Raw genomic sequence first — 18,190 nt, 5'->3', positions numbered from 1 at the left:
TAATAAAACGAATTTTTAATAAATGGTGGAAGTTTTTTAGGCTTGAAAATAATCTATAACCTAAAAGTATCCTTGTTCTAGAACCTATAATACAACGACTAAGTTGTGCTATTCTGAGAGCACCAATCACGTTTTAGCAAGGATGCAATTTGATGGATAATAGCTTTGAAAATAATGCACTAAGTAGCCGTGTTCCGCCATTATGGCAGCGGGCTTACGAGCAATATGGCTTGGAAAATAATTTGGATGTGTTAAACGGTAAGGACAACCTGCTTGATTTATTACAACCAAAAATTGATCAGCACAGTAGCGCTATTGCTTTTAGCATGGGCGCTGCCACCTTAAATTTTGCTCAGTTAGATGTTGCAAGTCGCCGCTTTGCTGCTTTTTTACAAGCACAAAGCATTCAAAAGGGCGACCGTGTTGCGGTGCAATTGCCAAATATATTGCAATATGCGGTGGTGCTGCTTGGTTGTCTGCGCGCAGGGGTAGTATTGGTAAATGTCAATCCGATGTATACCCAGTATGAGTTGGCCCATCAGCTGACAGACTCTCAAGCGTGTGGATTGGTGATTCTCGATGGTATGTCGGCAGCTTTCGATAAATTGGATGATGAGGTTAAAGCGCAACTGTCTTTAGTCGTACATTGTTCTATCAATCCGAGTGCTGAGCTTATCGATAATGATATTGCTATCCTTAACAGTATTCATTGTTCAACCGAAAATGACGGTGAAAATGAGCTTACAGTTGCAAAATCTCATCAAGAACGTTATGTGAGCTTTGCTCATATTATGCAAGCGTACCATGCAGATCAGTTTCAGCCACCGACCATCACGCGCGAAGACTTGGCGTTACTCCAGTATACGGGCGGCACAACGGGTAAGCCAAAAGGCGCGATGCTTACTCATTATAATTTGATGGCTAATATTTGCCAGTGTTATGCAATGTTTGGCAGCGTTGTCGAAGCAGGTCGCAGCGAGCAAATCAAGATACTTAACCCTTTACCGCTCTATCATATTTTCTCCTTCACGGTTTGTGGTTTACTGGGTATTTATGGCGGCTGGGAAGATATATTGATCACCAATCCGCGCGATATCGATGGCTTAGTAAATAGCATTGAACAACATCAGCCGCATGTGATTCCTTCGGTCAATACGTTATTTAACGGCATGCTCCATCATCCAAAGTTTACCGAGCTTGATTTTAGTCGGCTGGCACTATCTATCGGTGGCGGCACCGCGATTATCAAAGCGGTATCTGACCGATGGCAGCGCGCTACAGGCATGATTATTAATGAGGGTTATGGCATGTCAGAAACGTCGCCGGTTATCTCTTTTAATCCACCGGGCATAGATAGCTTTAATGGCAGCGTCGGATTACCTTTAGCCATGATGGATATCAAAATCATTGATGAGCAAGGAGCCGCCTGCGCTGTTGGCGTGCCCGGCGAAGTGGGTATTAAAGGGCCACAAGTGATGCAGGGTTATTGGGGTTTGGATAATACAGAGACCTTTACCGATGATGGGTACTTTAAGTCCGGTGACATCGGCATGTTAGATGAAAATGGCTTTTTGACATTGATTGATCGTAAAAAGGATATGATTTTGGTTTCGGGTTTCAATGTATATCCAAATGAAGTGGAAGCGGCGCTGACGGAACATCCTAAAGTGCTCGAGGTGGCTGTCGTTGGCATTGAAGATGCGCACAGTGGCGAAGTGCCAAAAGCGTTTGTGGTTAAAAGAGATTCCAGCTTAACGGCTGAGGAATTGGCGGCGTTTGCCAAAGAGCGTTTGACCGGTTATAAGCGTCCGCAAGCTTACGATTTTATCGATGAGTTACCAAAAACCGCTGTAGGTAAAATACTTCGTAAGTCTTTACGCTAAATAGCTGCTAAATAATAGATTTTTGATAACAACATAAAAAACTGGGCTAGCGTCTTAAACTGGCCCAGTTTTTGTTTTTTCTGTTTATTATCAATAAATTTAACGCGCTTTATCGAACTTACGGTCTTTTAAGCTCAAATTACCGCGGAGCACATCGGTGAACATACGAATATCACCAGCAAAACTTTGTAATGGGTATTTAAAAGTAGCAGGTTTGTTTTTCTCAAAGAAAAAATGCCCGACCCACGCGCAAGCATATCCCGCAGCGATGCCTTTAAGCAGCGGTTTGGCTGAGCGATTTTTGACAGACTTTGCTAAGCCTAATAAGCCAAAGCTACTACCCGCGAAATGCAAACGGCGGCAAGCCATATTTTGATGCTCATTTAGATAAAAATCATAAAATTTATGTTTGGCTAGGTCTGCTACCTTGATAAGCTTGCCATTACTTTGTTTATTAATATGAGTATCGGCATTTTCAGTTTGGGCAGCTTTGTTTTGTAAGGTTTGGGTAGTAGTTTGATTCATGGTTTTGCTTCCTTGCAAATTAGTTGTTTTAAATAAAGATGAGTATTCAATCGCAAAATTGGTCGCTGCTTTATGTAATGAGCTTATATAACCAATGTTTATAATATAAGTAAGTAGTTGTTATCTATTACAATATACCGGCTAATTATGAGATTCTAACGCATTTTCAATGTAGCAAACCGATGGTATTAAGACAAGCGTTAGAGACTGACTTTAAGGTTCTGATTTAATCATTGTTTAGCCAGTATTTAATTGAGCCTTCTTAGATATTTGGGTGTTTTTGCAAGCTGTGTTTAGCGATGGTAGCCGCTGACTTGCCAGCGTTTGGCATAAATGCTTTAATGGCAAAACTTGCTCATATTTTTTATTTTAAAAGCTTGAAAGCTTTTAAATACCACTTTATCTAATACGGTAACAATCTCGCTTATGCCCAAAGACTACCTAAAAAATCCACCACTTGCTGAAGATGAAATGATGGCCGCTATTGATATCGGCTCCAACAGTTTTCATCTGGCGATTGCGCGTCTCGACCACGGTGAAGTGCGAAAAGTGGTGTCTATGTCTGAAAAGGTGCAGCTCGCTGCCGGACTCGATGAGAATAATATCTTGGGCGCGGCGGCTGAAAAGCGCGGGCTTGAATGCTTAAGCCGCTTTGTGGCACGTTTGGATTCGGTGCCGCCCGAGCGTATTCGCGTGGTAGCAACCAACGCCTTACGCCAAGCAAAAAACGCCAATGACTTTATTACTCGGGCCAATAAAATTTTGCCCAAACCGATTGAGATTATCGCTGGACGAGAAGAGGCGCGTTTGATTTATTTGGGCGTCTCGCATACCAATGCCAGTAGCGATAAGCGGTTGGTTATTGATATCGGCGGCGGTTCGACAGAGTTTATCATCGGTCAAGAGTTCGATCCGTTATTGACCGAAAGCTTACAAATGGGCTGCGTCGCCTTTACCCAAAAGTATTTTGCGGACGGCTTAATTACTAAAGAAGCCTTTAATAATGCCATCTCAGCGGCGCGCAAAGAAGTGCTTGCGATTAACGGCCGTTACCAAAAAACCGGCTGGAGTAGTGTGGTTGGCTCAAGTGGGACGATTAAAGCGGTGCGCAACGTTCTTGTGTCAAAAGGTTGGGCAGATGAACAAGAACGCATCACCTATAAAGGTGTTAAAAAGTTAGAAAAATTATTACTTAAAATTGGCAACGTCGATGACATTGAATTAGAAGGCGTCAAAGAGCACCGTAAAGCGGTTTTCCCAGCGGGCGTTGCGGTATTGCGAGCGGTGATGAAAGTGCTCGGCATTGAGACCATGGTGTATTCAGATGGCGCGCTGCGTGAAGGCGTTATGTACGATATGCTTGGACGTTTTGCTAGCGAAGATGTGCGTGACCGCAGTGTGCTTGCGCTGATTAAACGCTACTCTGGCGATAAAAAACAAGCCAAACAAGTGGTCAAAACCAGCCGCAGTTTATTTGAGCAAGTCAAAGAAAAGCTTGGACTTAGTACAGAAGATGGTGATTTACTTAGACGAGCAGCGTCATTACATGAAATCGGTTTAGCAATTGCGCATAGCGGCTATCATAAACACAGTGCTTATTTGGTTGAATACTCTGATATTCCAGGGTTTTCGCAGGTCGATCAAAAACGCATGGCGCAGCTGATGCTCAATCATCGCCGTAAGCTCAAAGCGGATATGTTAGAGCAGGCTTGTATAATCGGTGGCGATTCGCTGGTTTATCTGTGTTTGCTGCTACGTTTGGCGGTGCTTGCGCATCATAGCCGTAGCGAGCATGAATTACCAAAACTGGGTTTAAAAGTGATTGACAATAACCGCTGGCAAATTACCGTTGGTGAAAGTAGTGAGCACTATACTTTCTTATTGTCAGACTTGCATACGGAGATTGAGCAGTTTGCTAAATGGGGCGTAAAGCTGAGTGTTGTTGATGGAAGTATGGTTGAGGCATAAGGGCTGATTGCTCATACTGTTTCTTAATGCCGACTCTTAGTACTGATTCTTAATACTGATTCTTAATGCGAAGCCGTTACTATTATAATAATGGTGCTACGGATTAACGTAACAAAAGCGGCGTTGTCAGTAATGCCATGCGATTTAAGATGTGCTACTATAGCTTCTATTGAGTTTACAACTGTACTTTCATTATTTGAGAGTCGATAATAATAGTATTAACTAACACAGCCATTATTAACCATCACCACATTATATAGAATTATGAAAGGGAAGCGTCTATGAGTACCGTCTGGGATAGCGTTCAGCTTGCACGGCATGCCAAACGTCCATTATTTATGGACTATGTCAATCAGCTGTTTACCGAATTTGATCAATTACATGGCGACCGTGCTTATGCAGATGACAAGGCTATTCTTGGTGGTCTTGCGCGCCTAGATGGTCAGCCTGTAATGGTGATTGGTCAGCATCGTGGTCGTAGCACGCGTGAGCGTATCGCACATAATTTTGGCATGGCAAACCCCGAGGGTTATCGCAAAGTCATTCGTTTGGTCAAAATGGCTGAGCGCTTTAATATTCCGGTGATGACCTTTGTCGATACCCAAGGTGCCTACCCCGGCATTGGTGCTGAAGAGCGCGGCCAAGCGCAAGCCATTGCTGAAAGTATCGCCGTGTTCTCTAGCCTTAAAGTACCTGTTATCGTCACTATTATTGGTGAAGGCGGCTCAGGTGGCGCATTGGCAATTGGCGTTGGCGACAAAGTAAATATGCTCCAAAACAGTATTTATTCAGTCATTTCACCTGAAGGCTGTGCGTCTATCCTGTGGAAAACTGCTGAAAAAGCCCAAGATGCCAGTGAAGCATTAAAACTGAATGCCATTAACCTTTATCAAATGGGCCTAATTGACGCAGTTATCGATGAAGGCGAGGGTGCTCATCTTCAGCCGCAGCCAGTCATGACGGCGCTAAAAGCATTAATTGTTGAGCAATTAGATGAGCTTAAAGATATGGATGCGGATGAGCGCTGCGAGCTGCGTTATGAGAAATTGAAGTCCTTTAACTCAGAAGTGATGTTGCCTTGCTAAGCATTTATATGAAAGTATATTGCTAAGTTACTTAGACTTAGCTTTTAACGACATCGCTTTGCGCTTAATGTTAAAATAAAAACGTGTCATTTTATGGCGCGTTTTTTTGTGCCGACTTGTTTATGTTTTAATTGATTGATACGTAAATAAAACCACTCAGTAAATAAGAACGATTATGACCAGTAGCGCCATTCTTCCACACCCCATTGAGCCAGTTGCAGAACTGCCTATCGATGCTGTTCTAGCAGAGGCATTGTTAAAAAGTCTAGCTGAATATGGCGAGCAACTACATGGTCGGCGAGTTTGGCTGGCGTGTAGCGGGGGGCGAGATTCGTTGGCATTAGCAGCGCTATGTGTGCAGCTTTATCGCCACGGTAAACTGCCATTTTTGCCGCAATTACTGCATGTCAATCATCATCTGCAAGCGGCTAGTGGCGCTTGGGCGCAGCACGTTGCTAATTGGGCGAAGGCGCAAAATATACCCTGTCGAATTTTACAGGCGCAGGTCAATGGTCGAGATGAACAAGCCGCACGGCAAGCTCGTTATGATGCGATGCGAAGGCAGCTTAATCAAGATGACGTTTTATTATTAGCTCATCATGCCGATGACCAAGCGGAAACGGTTTTAATGCGTCTGATTCAAGGCGCTGGGGTGAATGGTTTGTCTGGTATGCAGCCGTGGCGCATTCAAACGCAGGGCACACATCGCATAGTATTATGGCGACCGTGGCTGACTATCAAACGCGCCACTATCAGCGCCTATACTCAGCGTTTAAAGCTGCCATATATCGACGATCCAACCAACGATGCTGGTGATAATGTGCGTAGCGGCCTACGTCGAGACATCATGCCGATATTGGCGAGCTATAACTCCAACGTTATTGATAATATTGCCCGTAGCGCGCAGTTATTAAGTGACGCGCAATTAATAATCAATGCCCAAGCAAGCGAGGATTTGCAGCACACAGAGGTTGCCTCATTACAGCTGCCGCCTGCCCAGCGCGTGCTAAATATAGATAAATTGCAAAAACTACCGATTTATCGTCAGCGACAATTATTGCATCATTGGCTTGGTCAAGATGAGCCATTACCGACAGCCAAACAGCTCGTTGATGATGTGTTAAGCCTAAGCCAACGTGATGATAATGACCATCAAACGGTGCTATTTTGGCAAGGTCGCAAGCAGTCGTATACTGTTCGCCGTTATCGTCAACAGCTTTACCGTCTCAGCAGTGACTGGCTCAAATGGTTAGAGTTGCCGCTTGCCAAGCAGACTCAAACCTTATTTAATTTTACTGAGTCTAATCTTATTAAGGCTGATGTTCAGGCAACTGGCAGACAACCTGTTGCAATTAATTTACGTAATGAGGATAAATTTGCTTGGCAATTAAAAGTTTTGCCAAATGAAGTAATTCAGCTATTAGAAAGCTATAAAGTAGAAAGCGATAAAGATAAGCTTAAGATTACCTTTGCACCATTAGACAGGCAACAGCGTATACAAACCGCACTGGCATCGCGCCCGCAATCTGGTAAAAAACTCTATCAAACCTTGGCTATTCCATCATGGCTGCGTGAGAGTTTGGTAGTAGTGAGCGTTACTTTTATGAATAAAGAAAGTAGTAAAAATGAGCCTTTAGAGAACGATTGCCCGATAGAACTGCCTATTTTATTATTATCACCTTTTGAAAGCTGGGCGTTGAATGCTGAGCAGGCGAATATTAGTGTAGATGTAAAACAGCTTGTCGCATTTATCAACAGCCATTTAACTCTGCATAAAACCTGTTAAATAATAAATATGGTGCGTTCTATAGTGATAATTACTTAAACAGCAACGCCATTACTGAGTCTTTCAATTTATCAAACGACGCCAGTAGCAGTATGGTAAACTGAGTGTCATTTTACCTATCATTATGTTAGTTTGAGTGCCTTTGCATTTTTTGAATAGGAGACACGTATGTCAGTATTAGATAATAAAAAAATCAGCTTTATCGGTGGCGGTAATATGGCGCAGGCTTTGATTAGTGGACTTATCAGCTGCGGCGTCAAACCGAGTCTGATTACCGTTGCTGATCCGAGCAGTGATGCGCGCGAGCAATTGGCTGCTAAAGGATTGAATACGGTCGATCCAACGGCCGATACAAAAGCGGCGGTTATCGGTGCTGACATCGTGGTATTGGCAGTCAAGCCGCAAGTCATGAAAGTGGTGGTCAGTGGTTTTGCTGACGTTTTAGACACGCAGCTGGTGATTTCAGTGGCAGCAGGATTATCGACTGCGCTATTATCAAATATGCTCGGCGGCTATGGCAATATCGTTCGTGCGATGCCAAATACGCCAGCCATGATTCAAATGGGGGCAACAGGTCTCTACGGTACGGATAATATTTCTGCCGAACAAAAGCAATTGGCAACTGCGGTAATGGAAGCGTCAGGTCTGGTCATGTGGGTCGATAATGAAGAGCACATGCATGCGGTCACCGCCGTATCAGGCTCAGCGCCCGCTTATATGTTTTACTTTATCGAAGCGATGGTCGATGGCGGAGTCGCATTAGGTTTGGATAAAGAGCAAGCGTCAGCGCTAGCGATGCAAACCATGCTTGGCGCGGCGAAAATGGCGCTGGGTAGTGAGGACGCACCAAGCGAGCTACGCCGTAAAGTCACTTCACCAAATGGTACCACCCAAGCAGCTATCGAGTCCATGCAGGCCAATGACATCAGCCGTCAAATCGTTGAAGCCATGCAAGCTTGCGCCGATCGTAGCCAAGCGCTAAGCGAAGAGATGAGTAAATAAAATAGTACTAAATAGCTAGGCTAGTACGCTATTGATAGGGCATGTCGCGGTTGATGAGATGCCTTATTAATAATTATAAGAACTTAAAGTCATAAAAAACTTAAAGTCATAAAAATGCCTGATAATGACATTCGTCATCCTAAAACCCGTTAATAATGTCACCTTGAGTAGCACTTCATGAACAACCTGTTATTGCAAATTTTTGATTTGATCACCACCTTCGCCATGATGTTGGTATTTATCCGTTTTATGCTGCAGTTTGCAGGGATGGATGCCAGCAACCCTATGATTGCGCCTGCTTATAGAGCCACTCATATCGTTGATGTATTTGGGCGTATTTTCCCTACCGTCGGCCAAGGTCGTATCAGTATTGCTGCCATTGTCTTGATGTTTTTAATTCGCCTGATTGATATCTCTGGCAAGGCGGCATTGACCCATAAAGGTATCGCGCCTGTGCCGCTATTTTTTACTGGTACTATCAGCTTGATATTAGACTTTTTACGCATGTGCCGCTATCTGGTCATCGGTTCTATCATTGTCAGCTGGATTGTGGTGTTTACCCAGTCTCAGCATCCGATTATTGGTATTATAGTTATGTTGGCTGAGCCAATTTTAGCGCCGTTTCGTCGTATTACGCCAAATTTGGGCATGATTGATTTATCGCCAATGATTGCTTTCTTTGCCTTTTATCTGCTGGAAATCTTTATCGGTGGCTTAGCATCTAGCTTTATGCCGATGTTGGGTTAGGCTGGCTTAATAAAATTTAAAAAACTAGCGATTCTATAAAAGATACAAAAGGCGCTCTATATTTTATAGAGCGCCTTTCTTTATTTACCATCTATAGATTGTTCTAAAATTCTACAAAGCGATTGGGTATCAATTGAGCGTTGGCATTATTAGGGTGCGGCGCATCAGCGGCACGCAGCGTTTGGGTAATCCAACTATCTGCCGCTTTTACCGCATCGATAAGCGCGTCACCCATCGCCAAGCGTCCCGCGATAAAGCTCGCTAATGAGCAACCAGAACCGTGAAATTCACCCTTTAGGCGCGGTAAAACGCTTTTATGCACCATCTCGCCTTTAATATAGAGATACTGCTTGATATCACCGCTGGTAAAGTCGTGTGAAGTTTTGACCAATACCGCATGACAGCCTTGGGCGCATAGTTTTTGCGCACCGATATGTAAATCTTGCTCGCCGCTTAAAGCCCGTAGCTCATGCGTATTTGGGGTGATTAACGTCGCATAGGGCAGTAGTTTTCTAAACGCCGTTACCAAGGTTTGCTCATCGCCCAAGCTGCCGCCGCTATTGGCAACCAATACCGGGTCGAGGACAAATGGCGTCTCAGCAGCGATAACCTGCTCGGCAAATAAACGCGTCAGCATGGCGATATTGTCAGTGGTACCAAGCATACCTGACTTAATCACGCGCACAGGCAAATCATCGAGCACGGTGGTCGCCTGCGCTGCTACCAAATCAGCAGCACAAGCCTCAAAACCAAATACCTGCTGTGAGTTTTGAATGGTGATTGCCGTACAAGCGATAGCGGCATGGGCACCTGCTTGACCGACTGCCTCGATATCCGCTTGTAATCCAGCACCACCTGACGGATCCAATCCTGAAAAACACAGTACTACCGGTCGCATAACCCTTCCTTTTATTTATTCTAAAATCAATCATAAATACTATAGCCATCCATTGACCAAAAAGCCATAGCCAGCAGATTTTAGTAAATACAATCAGTGAAAAGTAATATCAATATATCTGCTGATACCAATTTTTCTTGCTTGCTGTGCCTGCGCAGACAGAGGCTACGAAAAATTGATATCAGCAATCCCGTAGCGATTTTGGGATATTTTGATTATAAGTAATAAAGTCTAAAAACTCGGATATTCACCGCTAAATAAGATATTCCTTATGACTAGAGAATGATAAAACCATTTAAATTAATAATTATGACAAAAGCGGCATTAAATCTGTAGACAAGGCTTGCAATTCGTTTCGGCTTTGTTATAATACTCGCCCACGGCATAAGACGTATCATTAGCATCGATACTGTGTTTAAAGAGATATTTGGCTTAAAAAGCATTTTTAATAAAAATATTTTGATAAGCGTCTTAAATCGTCCGGTGAAGTGGGTGAGTGGCTGAAACCAGTTCCCTGCTAAGGAACCATACGTGTAAGCGTATCGAGGGTTCGAATCCCTCCTTCACCGCCATTTATTCAGTTGTTATAAAGAGTAATGACGCAAAAATAGCGTTAATGATATTTTAGATTAACATTCAAAAATAATTTGAATTTAATTAAAAAATAAGTTGACACAAGCGAGATTATCTATATAATAACCAACCTAATTTACTGCAATTGTTTTTGAATAATTCAGTAGATAATGTGCAAAGTACGCGCTTGTAGCTCAGTTGGATAGAGCACTTGGCTACGAACTAAGGGGTCGGGAGTTCGAATCTCTCCAAGCGCACCATTTGCATACTAGCTTATTTGTTCATGTAACCATTAAGCTAAACTAAATTAATCGCCTGTCTTATGACAATTTGGCGATTTTTTTATGTCTGTCATTTTTATAGCAGTACAATCTGGTATTGATGTTTTTTCCTAAACTCAAATTCTCCTGCCCTTGTACCAAAAGTCTTGTCTTATCATAAGGTACGCTAAGCGCCTGAATTACGGTACAATGAGCGCTCTATTTTTCGCTTGTTATGGGCTGGTATCATGTCAAAATCATCACCAAAAGCTGCTACTAAAGCAAAATCGCCACGCAACAACTCAGCGCATCAAGACTCCGTTGCCGAAGAGGCAGTGATTGCCAAGCCAGGCACGCGTATGGCGGCCATCCTTTATGATGGTATGTTGATTTTGGCACTACTGTTTTTGGTTGGTACGGTGCTGACAGTAATTGGTACGCTATTGACGATGGAGACGGGCACGCAGTCACAGCAAGCCAGATCGCTACCGACATGGTATCAAAACTTTATTATGACCCCTTCGTTTATCCTGACGCTGGTGGGCTTCTACGGGCTATTTTGGCGCCGCGGTGGGCAAACACTAGGTATGCAAACGTGGCGCTTAAAAACGGTCAATAATGATGGTCACCTGCTTACGTGGGGGCAGTCGTTCAAACGTATCTTGGCGGCGAGCCTGATGCCGCTGATATTTGGACTCATCGGTAGTGTCATCGGTGGTTCACGCGCTATCTTATTGACCAGTGCTTTTTTGGGCTTTGTTTTCAACTATGCCTTTTGTCTGTTTAATCGTCGCGGTTTGGCAATACAAGACATGCTATCAAATACCATCACTTTAAAAATGCCGAAAACAGAAAATGAAGGGCTATGGCGGGTGATTAGAAACCGTAAGCAGGATAAATAAATAGCATAAAAAAAGCTGAATCTTAATTAGATTCAGCTTTTTTATTGATCACTTAAATAGCAGTCATGGATAATTAAGCCACTTGTACCGGAATGATATTGGCAGTGTCTTTCACGGTATTGTCTTCGTTGCAATACACCAGTTTTGGCTGATAGGTAGCGGCTTCTACTTCATCAAAATGGGCATAAGCACAAATGATGACGATATCGCCCAGGTCTGCCATATGCGCGGCGGCACCGTTTAACGAGATAATGCCAGAGCCCGCTTCAGCGCGAATCGCATAGGTGCGAAAACGTTTGCCATTGGTGACGTTGTAGATATCGATAGATTCGTTTTCACGCAGACCAGCAAGGTCTAGTAGGTCACCATCGATACCGCATGAGCCTTCATAATGCAGCTCAGCATGGGTAACACGGGCGCGATGTAATTTGCACTTGAGCATATTAAGTAGCATAGGTTGCTTCCTTAGGGTAACTGATATAAATGAACCAAATCAAAAGCTTAATGGGGACAGGGTAAGTAGAATAAAAGTTATTTGCCTAAAAGTCACGGCTAAATTTACGCTTTGGCGATTTAAATGACTTAAATGTTTGCCATCAACGGCAGATTATTCTGGTAATTTAAAGCCATTAATCTGCGAGCGTGCTTTTTCAATATCACCATCTAATAATAACGGTAAGGCGTCAAAAGCAGCACTTAACGCGCTATCGATAGCCATTTGCTCATCAGGCGCCGCTTTCGATAATACGTGACCGCTGACTTTAGACTTGTGACCCGGATGACCGATACCGATACGCAGGCGATGAAAGTCGTTGCCAATGTGCGGGGTGATATCACGCAGACCATTATGACCACCGTGTCCACCGTCGGTTTTAAGCTTGATACTGCCAGCGGGAATATCGAGCTCATCATGGGCAATCAGCAGCTCATTATTGTTAATACCATAAAAATTGACCATCGGCACCGCCGATTGACCAGATTTATTCATAAAGGTCAGAGGCATAAGCAGGCGCACATCGTGACCATGAATTTGCCCGCGTCCCGTCACCCCGTGGAATTTTTTGTCAGGGGCGAGGGCAATATTAAACTGCTGCGCCAAATGATGGACGAACCAAAACCCTGCATTATGACGCGTAAACATATACTGCTGACCAGGATTACCAAGACCGACAATAAGCTTTATGGCCATAAAAACACCCTGCTTAAATTTAATAAATAAGAGATAAGGTTTGAAAAGTAAGATGAACTGATCGTGCTTATCCTACTTTTTAAACCTTCTTTTCAAACCTCAGTTACAAAAACAGCAGGAGACATTCATCACCTGCTATTTTTTGACTAAACCAATCTTTTATAACCGAGCAACCATAAGGCCGCTATATAAGCGTTATAAAGATTATTATTCAGCGTCTTTGTCTTCAGGCTCAGCACCTTGCTCAGTAGCAGGTACGTCAGCTGCATCAACTTCGTCAGCGTCTTCGTCAACTTCTTCAACTGTTGGTGGCTGCATGTTCACAACGGTACGGTCGTGCGCATCTTCCATGTCAAGATCAAAGATAATTACGCCTTCAGGCAATTTGATGTCTGATAAACGGAATAGATCACCAATTTCCATGCCTGATACGTCGATTTCTAAGTACTCAGGTAATTGTGATGGTAGGCAAACGATTTCAACATCAGATACTAGCGTAGATAAGATACCGCCCGCTTTCGTACCTGGCGCTTCTTCACGACCAGCAAAATGTAGCGGTACGTGCATGTTGATTTTTTGACCTTTCACAATGCGCTGAAAATCTGCATGCATTGGGAAACCTTTAGCAGGATGGCGCTGCAAGTCTTTGATAACGACTTGTTGCTCATCACCTTTATCGGTAGTGATGGTCAAAATTTGTGAGAAAAACGCTTCATATTCAAGCGATTTTACGAGCTCGTTGATTTTGATAGAGATAGCAGTTGGTTCTTCACCACCACCATAAATGATAGCAGGAACTAGGTTCTGCTTACGTAGGCGGCGGCTCGCACCTTTACCTTGTTGTTCAGCAGAGCGGTCAACTGCGTTGATTGCAAAATGATCAATAGCCATGGATATAATCCTATAGAGAGTATGTGAAGTATCTACCAGCAATAACAGACTTGCGACCAGTCTATCACCGGATAATCAATACTTTAGAAAGTATCAATCATGTCGCTAAGTATAAAATACCCAAAAATAATAGGGGTTAACGAATGATGAATACAGGCGCGCATTATACGTGATTCTTTAACAATAATAAAGACCTAGCTAAAATAGCGCACGCCAGTCTTACATAAAAAAACGCCAAGTCATTAAACTTAGCGTTTTTAGTAATATATTTTTTAGCGAAAGAAAATCTTAAGCATTAACTAGGCATCAAACATAGCGCTGATAGATTCTTCGTTATTGATACGGCGTAAGCTTTCAGCCAGCATCGGTGCGATACTTACTTGACGGATTTTGCTACAGGCTTTAGCCGCGTCAGACAATGGAATGGTATCAGTTACCACAATCTCATCCAATTCCGATTCGCTGATGTTCTTTAGCGCATTACCCGATAGGACAGGGTGGGTAATATAAGCGAGTACGCGGCGAGCGCCATTTTGCTTTAAGGCTTCAGCGGCTTTGCATAACGTACCTGCGGTATCAACCATATCATCAACGATGACGCAATCACGGTCACGGACATCACCGATGATGTGCATCACTTGTGATTCATTGGCACGGGCACGGCGTTTATCAATAATCGCCATGTCGGTATCGCCCAACTGCTTCGCCATCGCGCGCGCACGTACCACACCGCCGACGTCAGGTGAAACCACCATGATATTGTCATAATCTTGTTTTTTAAGATCGTTTAATAAGACAGGCGTACCATAGATGTTATCAACTGGGATATCAAAGAAGCCCTGAATCTGATCTGAGTGCAAATCAACGGTCATAACGCGGTCAATACTAACGATGTTTAGCATGTCAGCGACGACTTTGGCCGAGATAGGTACACGTGCTGAACGCGGACGGCGGTCTTGACGGGCATAACCGAAGTATGGCATGACAGCAGTGATCCGGCCAGCACTAGAACGACGCAAGGCATCGGCCATCATCATGATTTCCATCAAATTGTCGTTAGTCGGTGCACAAGTAGGCTGCATGATAAACACGTCTTTACCGCGAACGTGTTCTTTGATTTCCACGGCAATTTCGCCATCAGAAAAACGCGTGATGTCAGCTTTACCAAGAGGTATATGGAGATGATCGGCTACGGTTTTTGCTAATTCTGGGTGGGCATTACCCGTAAAAATCGCCAAATAAGGCATGACAGAAGTCCTATTGATTAACTCAAGCAGCGACCGCTAAGCAGTATCAAACTGCTCAAATTTAGAAAAGAGTATGGAAAACTATTGATGACTACTATTACAGTAAAAAATGGCAGGGGTAGCTGGACTCGAACCAACGGATGTCAGGATCAAAACCTGATGCCTTACCAACTTGGCTATACCCCTGTAATGTCTAGGCTGTGTACGTCGATATCTAGGCATAATTTATACTAAATTACGCTTAAAATAGCGTCACGACCTGTTCGTTATATTATAAACAGATAAACTGTCTACAATATAACTTTTCCCTAACGGTGTTCATTGCGAACTATACCGAAACTGGGATAACGTTGTCAATGTCAATAAAATAAGCGTTTATTTAAAAAAGGCTTATAATGACGACATATCGAACGCTTTACACTTAAAAATGGCAGGGGTAGCTGGACTCGAACCAACGGATGTCAGGATCAAAACCTGATGCCTTACCAACTTGGCTATACCCCTATTGAGGCGACCTATTATAAATAAATATTTAGATTTTGCAAGTCATTTGCGCCTTTTTATGGCTTTTATTCGAAACTAAGTGAATTAGCCTGAGTTGCATCGCTACTATTGTAGTGAATAGAGGTCTTTTTATTAAGCCTGTCAATCGTAAGCTAATGCTGTGCGAGTTACTTTTGTACGAGAGGATTGACCACTCTACCACTCATAAATATTGCAGGTTCCGTCAAACAAGCTGTATTCTCTGGGTCTTCGATGACAATATCACCTTTTCGTAAATAGTAACTACCTATACGCTCTTTAATTATACCGCTAGTGACAACCTCCTCACCGAGCTTAACTTTGGTTCCATTTAGAGAAATGGCTTGTTCATTCTCAAAAAGAATCGCTCTATCGGGATAAAAAATAGGACTAAGATACTCATTGTTATTTTTTACAAAGTATAAGCAGTTATTTTTGATAACGTATTTACCTTTGAAAACAAAATTTATCTCTCGCATTGAAAGAGTCGCGGCATAAGTGAATAGTTCAGTAGGCGAGCTGACTTTGGAATCTTGCTGAGAAACCTCTATATTTTGAGAGTTGTCTTTTACTTTTATGTCTAGTTGTTGTGGCAAAGTTATTTTATCGGATAAGCGATTAGCATGAGATTCATCGTGAGATTTAGATAGTAATGCACACCCAGTCAAATTCGATGATAAGCAAATAAAAACGGTGGCGGTTATTAGACTCTTATTTAGATATGAATGGTTCATATTAATACCAACTTATTTGAGAGTTTGAGTAGGGCACGTCCATCTTACAAACTGCCAACGAGATACCCTGCACAAGGCGCATCCGTAATCCATTTTGCCAACAGCGCCTTATCAGTCGTGACACTCGTATCCAATGGCAAGAACACGGCGCTACCAGAGCCGGTCATACGAGCTGTACCGAGTGCCTGTGATTCTAAGCCTTGCAAATACTGTAACGCTGCATCGACAGCCGGAGCGAGACTCGTCACCACTGGCGTAAAGACATTGTTATAAGGCGAGTTTAAATGTTGCACATAGTCATTGGTCTGGCTTTTGATGATGTCAATGGATAGGGCGTCGATATCTCGTTGTAGCTTTGGATGCGCGAACAGCTTAGCCGTGTTCACATGGGCGTTTGGGGTTAACACTAAATATTGCTGCTCGGGCAAATCAATGGCGGACAGCTCCTCGCCAATACCCATGGCAATGGCATCTTGCCCAAAGATAAATATCGGCACATCGGCGCCAATGCTTGCGCCAATTTTTATCAGCTCATGTTGATTAAAGTTGAGCTGCCAAATCTCATTTAAGACTAATAAGGTCGTTGCGGCATTGGATGAGCCACCGCCTAAGCCTGCACCCATTGGTAAATGCTTATCCAAGGTGATTTGCACTGATTGCAGCTGCTTAGGTAGTCTGTCAGCTTGAAGAGCAAATGCTAGTAACGCTTGGGCGGCTTTAAAAATCAGATTGTCATCGATACTACTGGTTATGGTGTCGGCACCAGCAAGCGTTAGCAGCTGATGACAAAGCTTAGTAGCGTCGAAGGTTTTATCTATAATAGAAAATACTGCATCGTCTACAAACGTAAAATGCAGATAATCGCCCCAGTCAAGCAGGCGAAAGACGGTTTGCAGATTATGATAGCCATCAGCGCGCTTACCAGTGATATGCAAAAATAAATTAATCTTGGCCGGTGACAAGCGCGTGATAACTGATGTTGCGGTGGTGCGTTCAGTCATAAATAAATGTCTTTATGAGTTGTAAGTAAAGATAGTGTTTTCTACTGTCTACATAAGGCTATTATTTTTGATGATCGATAGTCATCACTACTTTATTGCCTTGTGACTGTACGGCACTGATTTTATTTGGCAATTTGTCGTTGCCTTTATAACTAAAGTTCGCTTGCCATTCACCATTGACCGAGCTAATCAAACGGCTTTGGTCATCAAGCTGTGGCGCGCTGTCTGAAGGCGCGGGGCGACCCGATATCCAATACGGCATTTGTGAAATCGGCGCTTGCCAGCCCGTGGCTTTTTTGAGCAAGGTTTCAGGGTCAGCAGCGGTTAACGTGCCGGTTTTTTCGCTGACTAAAGTCGCCGACTGACCATTATATTCGATATTGGTTTTGCCAATACCAAGCGCGCCAATCAATTCGATAGCAAAACGGTCATTTTGTTGTCCCCATGCATAAAACGCACTGCCGCCTTGGTTTCCTGAATTGTCCTTACTAGGTGTGGTAACGCCGATTTTGCCCGTGATATTAAAGTTCTCAAGCTTTTTAGGTTGTTCAGGTCTCTGACCTTGTACCGTGCCGATAGGCTGGTTGGTAGCATTAGCGGTTTTTAATGATTGGCAACCAGATGTGATAACGAGCGCGGCGGTTAAAGCGCTAAATAGCGCCAGTTTATTCGGCTGATTTTTTTTTAATACTGACATGATATATCCTCAAAAATAGACAAGTTTTAAAAGTAACAAGTTTTAAAAGTAACAAGTTTTAAAAGTAACAAGTTTTAAAAGTAATAGATTTTTTAAAAGATTAAATAAAACAATAAACGCTTAGCTTAAGCATCATTTGTTACGCGCTGATGCATGGCTGTTCATTTCTTATAACTGGCTTGTAGTTTTTAGCGCAAACGTTTTTATTTTTAATCGTATTTGATTATTAGTATTTAGTAAGCTTTGAGCAAAAAGCACTTTAATAGACCTCTTGCAAAAG

16 protein-coding genes and 4 tRNA genes are annotated in these 18,190 nt (G+C 43.1%); 9 read left to right on the top strand and 11 right to left on the bottom strand.

What is annotated here, in order from left to right:
* Positions 1-152 precede the first annotated feature (152 nt).
* Positions 153-1,883 (top strand): AMP-binding protein, encoded by a 1,731-nt coding sequence (locus tag B3R91_RS02700; protein WP_286796399.1) that lies wholly within the window; start codon positions 153-155, stop codon positions 1,881-1,883.
* Positions 1,884-1,982: 99 nt separating this feature from the next.
* Here the strand turns inward: B3R91_RS02700 and B3R91_RS02695 are convergent, their stop codons facing one another.
* Entirely contained in the window at positions 1,983-2,408 is a 426-nt protein-coding gene (locus B3R91_RS02695) for a DUF962 domain-containing protein (RefSeq protein WP_286796398.1), read from the bottom strand.
* A gap of 426 nt (positions 2,409-2,834) precedes the next feature.
* Here B3R91_RS02695 and ppx point away from each other — a divergent pair, with 426 nt between their 5' ends.
* From ppx to B3R91_RS02670, 5 genes are all read left to right on the top strand, one after another.
* A complete protein-coding gene (gene ppx, locus B3R91_RS02690) occupies positions 2,835-4,376 on the top strand; it encodes an exopolyphosphatase (protein WP_144296774.1) in 1,542 nt (513 codons plus the stop codon).
* 281 nt (positions 4,377-4,657) lie between these two features.
* Entirely contained in the window at positions 4,658-5,461 is an 804-nt protein-coding gene (locus B3R91_RS02685; RefSeq protein ID WP_193031594.1) for an acetyl-CoA carboxylase carboxyltransferase subunit alpha, read from the top strand.
* A 175-nt stretch (positions 5,462-5,636) separates the two neighbouring features.
* Positions 5,637-7,247 carry a tRNA lysidine(34) synthetase TilS gene (tilS, locus tag B3R91_RS02680; RefSeq protein WP_286796397.1) on the top strand — a complete coding sequence of 537 codons (1,611 nt, stop codon included), beginning with the start codon at positions 5,637-5,639 and terminating at the stop codon, positions 7,245-7,247.
* A 168-nt stretch (positions 7,248-7,415) separates the two neighbouring features.
* Entirely contained in the window at positions 7,416-8,249 is an 834-nt protein-coding gene (proC, locus tag B3R91_RS02675) for a pyrroline-5-carboxylate reductase (protein ID WP_286796396.1), read from the top strand.
* A gap of 177 nt (positions 8,250-8,426) precedes the next feature.
* A complete protein-coding gene (locus B3R91_RS02670; protein WP_068405786.1) occupies positions 8,427-8,996 on the top strand; it encodes a YggT family protein in 570 nt (189 codons plus the stop codon).
* A gap of 103 nt (positions 8,997-9,099) precedes the next feature.
* Here B3R91_RS02670 and B3R91_RS02665 read toward each other — a convergent pair whose 3' ends face one another.
* On the bottom strand, positions 9,100-9,894 hold the full coding sequence (locus B3R91_RS02665) for a hydroxymethylpyrimidine/phosphomethylpyrimidine kinase (protein WP_286796395.1): 795 nt from the start codon (positions 9,892-9,894) through the stop codon (positions 9,100-9,102).
* Positions 9,895-10,376: 482 nt separating this feature from the next.
* On the opposite strand from B3R91_RS02665, the gene B3R91_RS02660 reads away from it, so the two are divergent.
* The 3 genes from B3R91_RS02660 (at position 10,377) to B3R91_RS02650 (ending at position 11,629) form a co-directional block, all read left to right on the top strand.
* Positions 10,377-10,466: transfer RNA gene (locus tag B3R91_RS02660), tRNA-Ser, on the top strand.
* Positions 10,467-10,650: 184 nt separating this feature from the next.
* Positions 10,651-10,727: transfer RNA gene (locus B3R91_RS02655), tRNA-Arg, on the top strand.
* A gap of 248 nt (positions 10,728-10,975) precedes the next feature.
* Positions 10,976-11,629: an RDD family protein gene (locus B3R91_RS02650; protein ID WP_068405779.1), complete on the top strand. Its 654-nt coding sequence runs from the start codon at positions 10,976-10,978 to the stop codon at positions 11,627-11,629.
* A 73-nt stretch (positions 11,630-11,702) separates the two neighbouring features.
* Here B3R91_RS02650 and panD read toward each other — a convergent pair whose 3' ends face one another.
* From panD to lolB, 9 genes are all read right to left on the bottom strand, one after another.
* On the bottom strand, positions 11,703-12,083 hold the full coding sequence (gene panD / locus B3R91_RS02645; protein WP_045443274.1) for an aspartate 1-decarboxylase: 381 nt from the start codon (positions 12,081-12,083) through the stop codon (positions 11,703-11,705).
* A 153-nt stretch (positions 12,084-12,236) separates the two neighbouring features.
* Positions 12,237-12,818, bottom strand: a complete 582-nt coding sequence (pth, locus tag B3R91_RS02640) for an aminoacyl-tRNA hydrolase (protein ID WP_286796394.1) — start codon at positions 12,816-12,818, stop codon at positions 12,237-12,239.
* 207 nt (positions 12,819-13,025) lie between these two features.
* Complete coding sequence (locus B3R91_RS02635) at positions 13,026-13,709, bottom strand: 50S ribosomal protein L25/general stress protein Ctc (protein ID WP_068404709.1); 684 nt, start codon at positions 13,707-13,709, stop codon at positions 13,026-13,028.
* A 299-nt stretch (positions 13,710-14,008) separates the two neighbouring features.
* Positions 14,009-14,956: a ribose-phosphate pyrophosphokinase gene (locus tag B3R91_RS02630; protein ID WP_068404706.1), complete on the bottom strand. Its 948-nt coding sequence runs from the start codon at positions 14,954-14,956 to the stop codon at positions 14,009-14,011.
* A 110-nt stretch (positions 14,957-15,066) separates the two neighbouring features.
* Positions 15,067-15,142: transfer RNA gene (locus tag B3R91_RS02625), tRNA-Gln, on the bottom strand.
* A gap of 242 nt (positions 15,143-15,384) precedes the next feature.
* Positions 15,385-15,460, bottom strand: a tRNA-Gln gene (locus tag B3R91_RS02620).
* A gap of 167 nt (positions 15,461-15,627) precedes the next feature.
* Entirely contained in the window at positions 15,628-16,212 is a 585-nt protein-coding gene (locus B3R91_RS02615) for a hypothetical protein (RefSeq protein WP_286796393.1), read from the bottom strand.
* 44 nt (positions 16,213-16,256) lie between these two features.
* On the bottom strand, positions 16,257-17,213 hold the full coding sequence (gene ispE / locus B3R91_RS02610; RefSeq protein ID WP_286796392.1) for a 4-(cytidine 5'-diphospho)-2-C-methyl-D-erythritol kinase: 957 nt from the start codon (positions 17,211-17,213) through the stop codon (positions 16,257-16,259).
* A 61-nt stretch (positions 17,214-17,274) separates the two neighbouring features.
* Positions 17,275-17,910, bottom strand: a complete 636-nt coding sequence (gene lolB / locus B3R91_RS02605; protein WP_286796391.1) for a lipoprotein insertase outer membrane protein LolB — start codon at positions 17,908-17,910, stop codon at positions 17,275-17,277.
* Between the last annotated feature and the right edge of the window lie 280 nt (positions 17,911-18,190).

This window comes from Psychrobacter sp. UBA6291, from assembly GCF_002439405.1.
GTDB classification, from domain to species: domain Bacteria; phylum Pseudomonadota; class Gammaproteobacteria; order Pseudomonadales; family Moraxellaceae; genus Psychrobacter; species Psychrobacter faecalis.
Note: the sequence above shows the minus strand (reverse complement) of the source record. Positions and strands in the feature narration are given on the sequence as shown.

Bases quoted from the DNA above. Each gene is read 5' to 3' on its own strand.
- B3R91_RS02700 (WP_286796399.1), top strand. From the start codon at position 153: ATGGATAATAGCTTTGAAAATAATGCACTAAGTAGCCGTGTTCCGCCA.
- B3R91_RS02695 (WP_286796398.1), bottom strand. From the start codon at position 2,408: ATGAATCAAACTACTACCCAAACCTTACAAAACAAAGCTGCCCAAACT.
- ppx (WP_144296774.1), top strand. From the start codon at position 2,835: ATGCCCAAAGACTACCTAAAAAATCCACCACTTGCTGAAGATGAAATG.
- B3R91_RS02685 (WP_193031594.1), top strand. From the start codon at position 4,658: ATGAGTACCGTCTGGGATAGCGTTCAGCTTGCACGGCATGCCAAACGT.
- tilS (WP_286796397.1), top strand. From the start codon at position 5,637: ATGACCAGTAGCGCCATTCTTCCACACCCCATTGAGCCAGTTGCAGAA.
- proC (WP_286796396.1), top strand. From the start codon at position 7,416: ATGTCAGTATTAGATAATAAAAAAATCAGCTTTATCGGTGGCGGTAAT.
- B3R91_RS02670 (WP_068405786.1), top strand. From the start codon at position 8,427: ATGAACAACCTGTTATTGCAAATTTTTGATTTGATCACCACCTTCGCC.
- B3R91_RS02665 (WP_286796395.1), bottom strand. From the start codon at position 9,894: ATGCGACCGGTAGTACTGTGTTTTTCAGGATTGGATCCGTCAGGTGGT.
- B3R91_RS02650 (WP_068405779.1), top strand. From the start codon at position 10,976: ATGTCAAAATCATCACCAAAAGCTGCTACTAAAGCAAAATCGCCACGC.
- panD (WP_045443274.1), bottom strand. From the start codon at position 12,083: ATGCTACTTAATATGCTCAAGTGCAAATTACATCGCGCCCGTGTTACC.
- pth (WP_286796394.1), bottom strand. From the start codon at position 12,818: ATGGCCATAAAGCTTATTGTCGGTCTTGGTAATCCTGGTCAGCAGTAT.
- B3R91_RS02635 (WP_068404709.1), bottom strand. From the start codon at position 13,709: ATGGCTATTGATCATTTTGCAATCAACGCAGTTGACCGCTCTGCTGAA.
- B3R91_RS02630 (WP_068404706.1), bottom strand. From the start codon at position 14,956: ATGCCTTATTTGGCGATTTTTACGGGTAATGCCCACCCAGAATTAGCA.
- B3R91_RS02615 (WP_286796393.1), bottom strand. From the start codon at position 16,212: ATGAACCATTCATATCTAAATAAGAGTCTAATAACCGCCACCGTTTTT.
- ispE (WP_286796392.1), bottom strand. From the start codon at position 17,213: ATGACTGAACGCACCACCGCAACATCAGTTATCACGCGCTTGTCACCG.
- lolB (WP_286796391.1), bottom strand. From the start codon at position 17,910: ATGTCAGTATTAAAAAAAAATCAGCCGAATAAACTGGCGCTATTTAGC.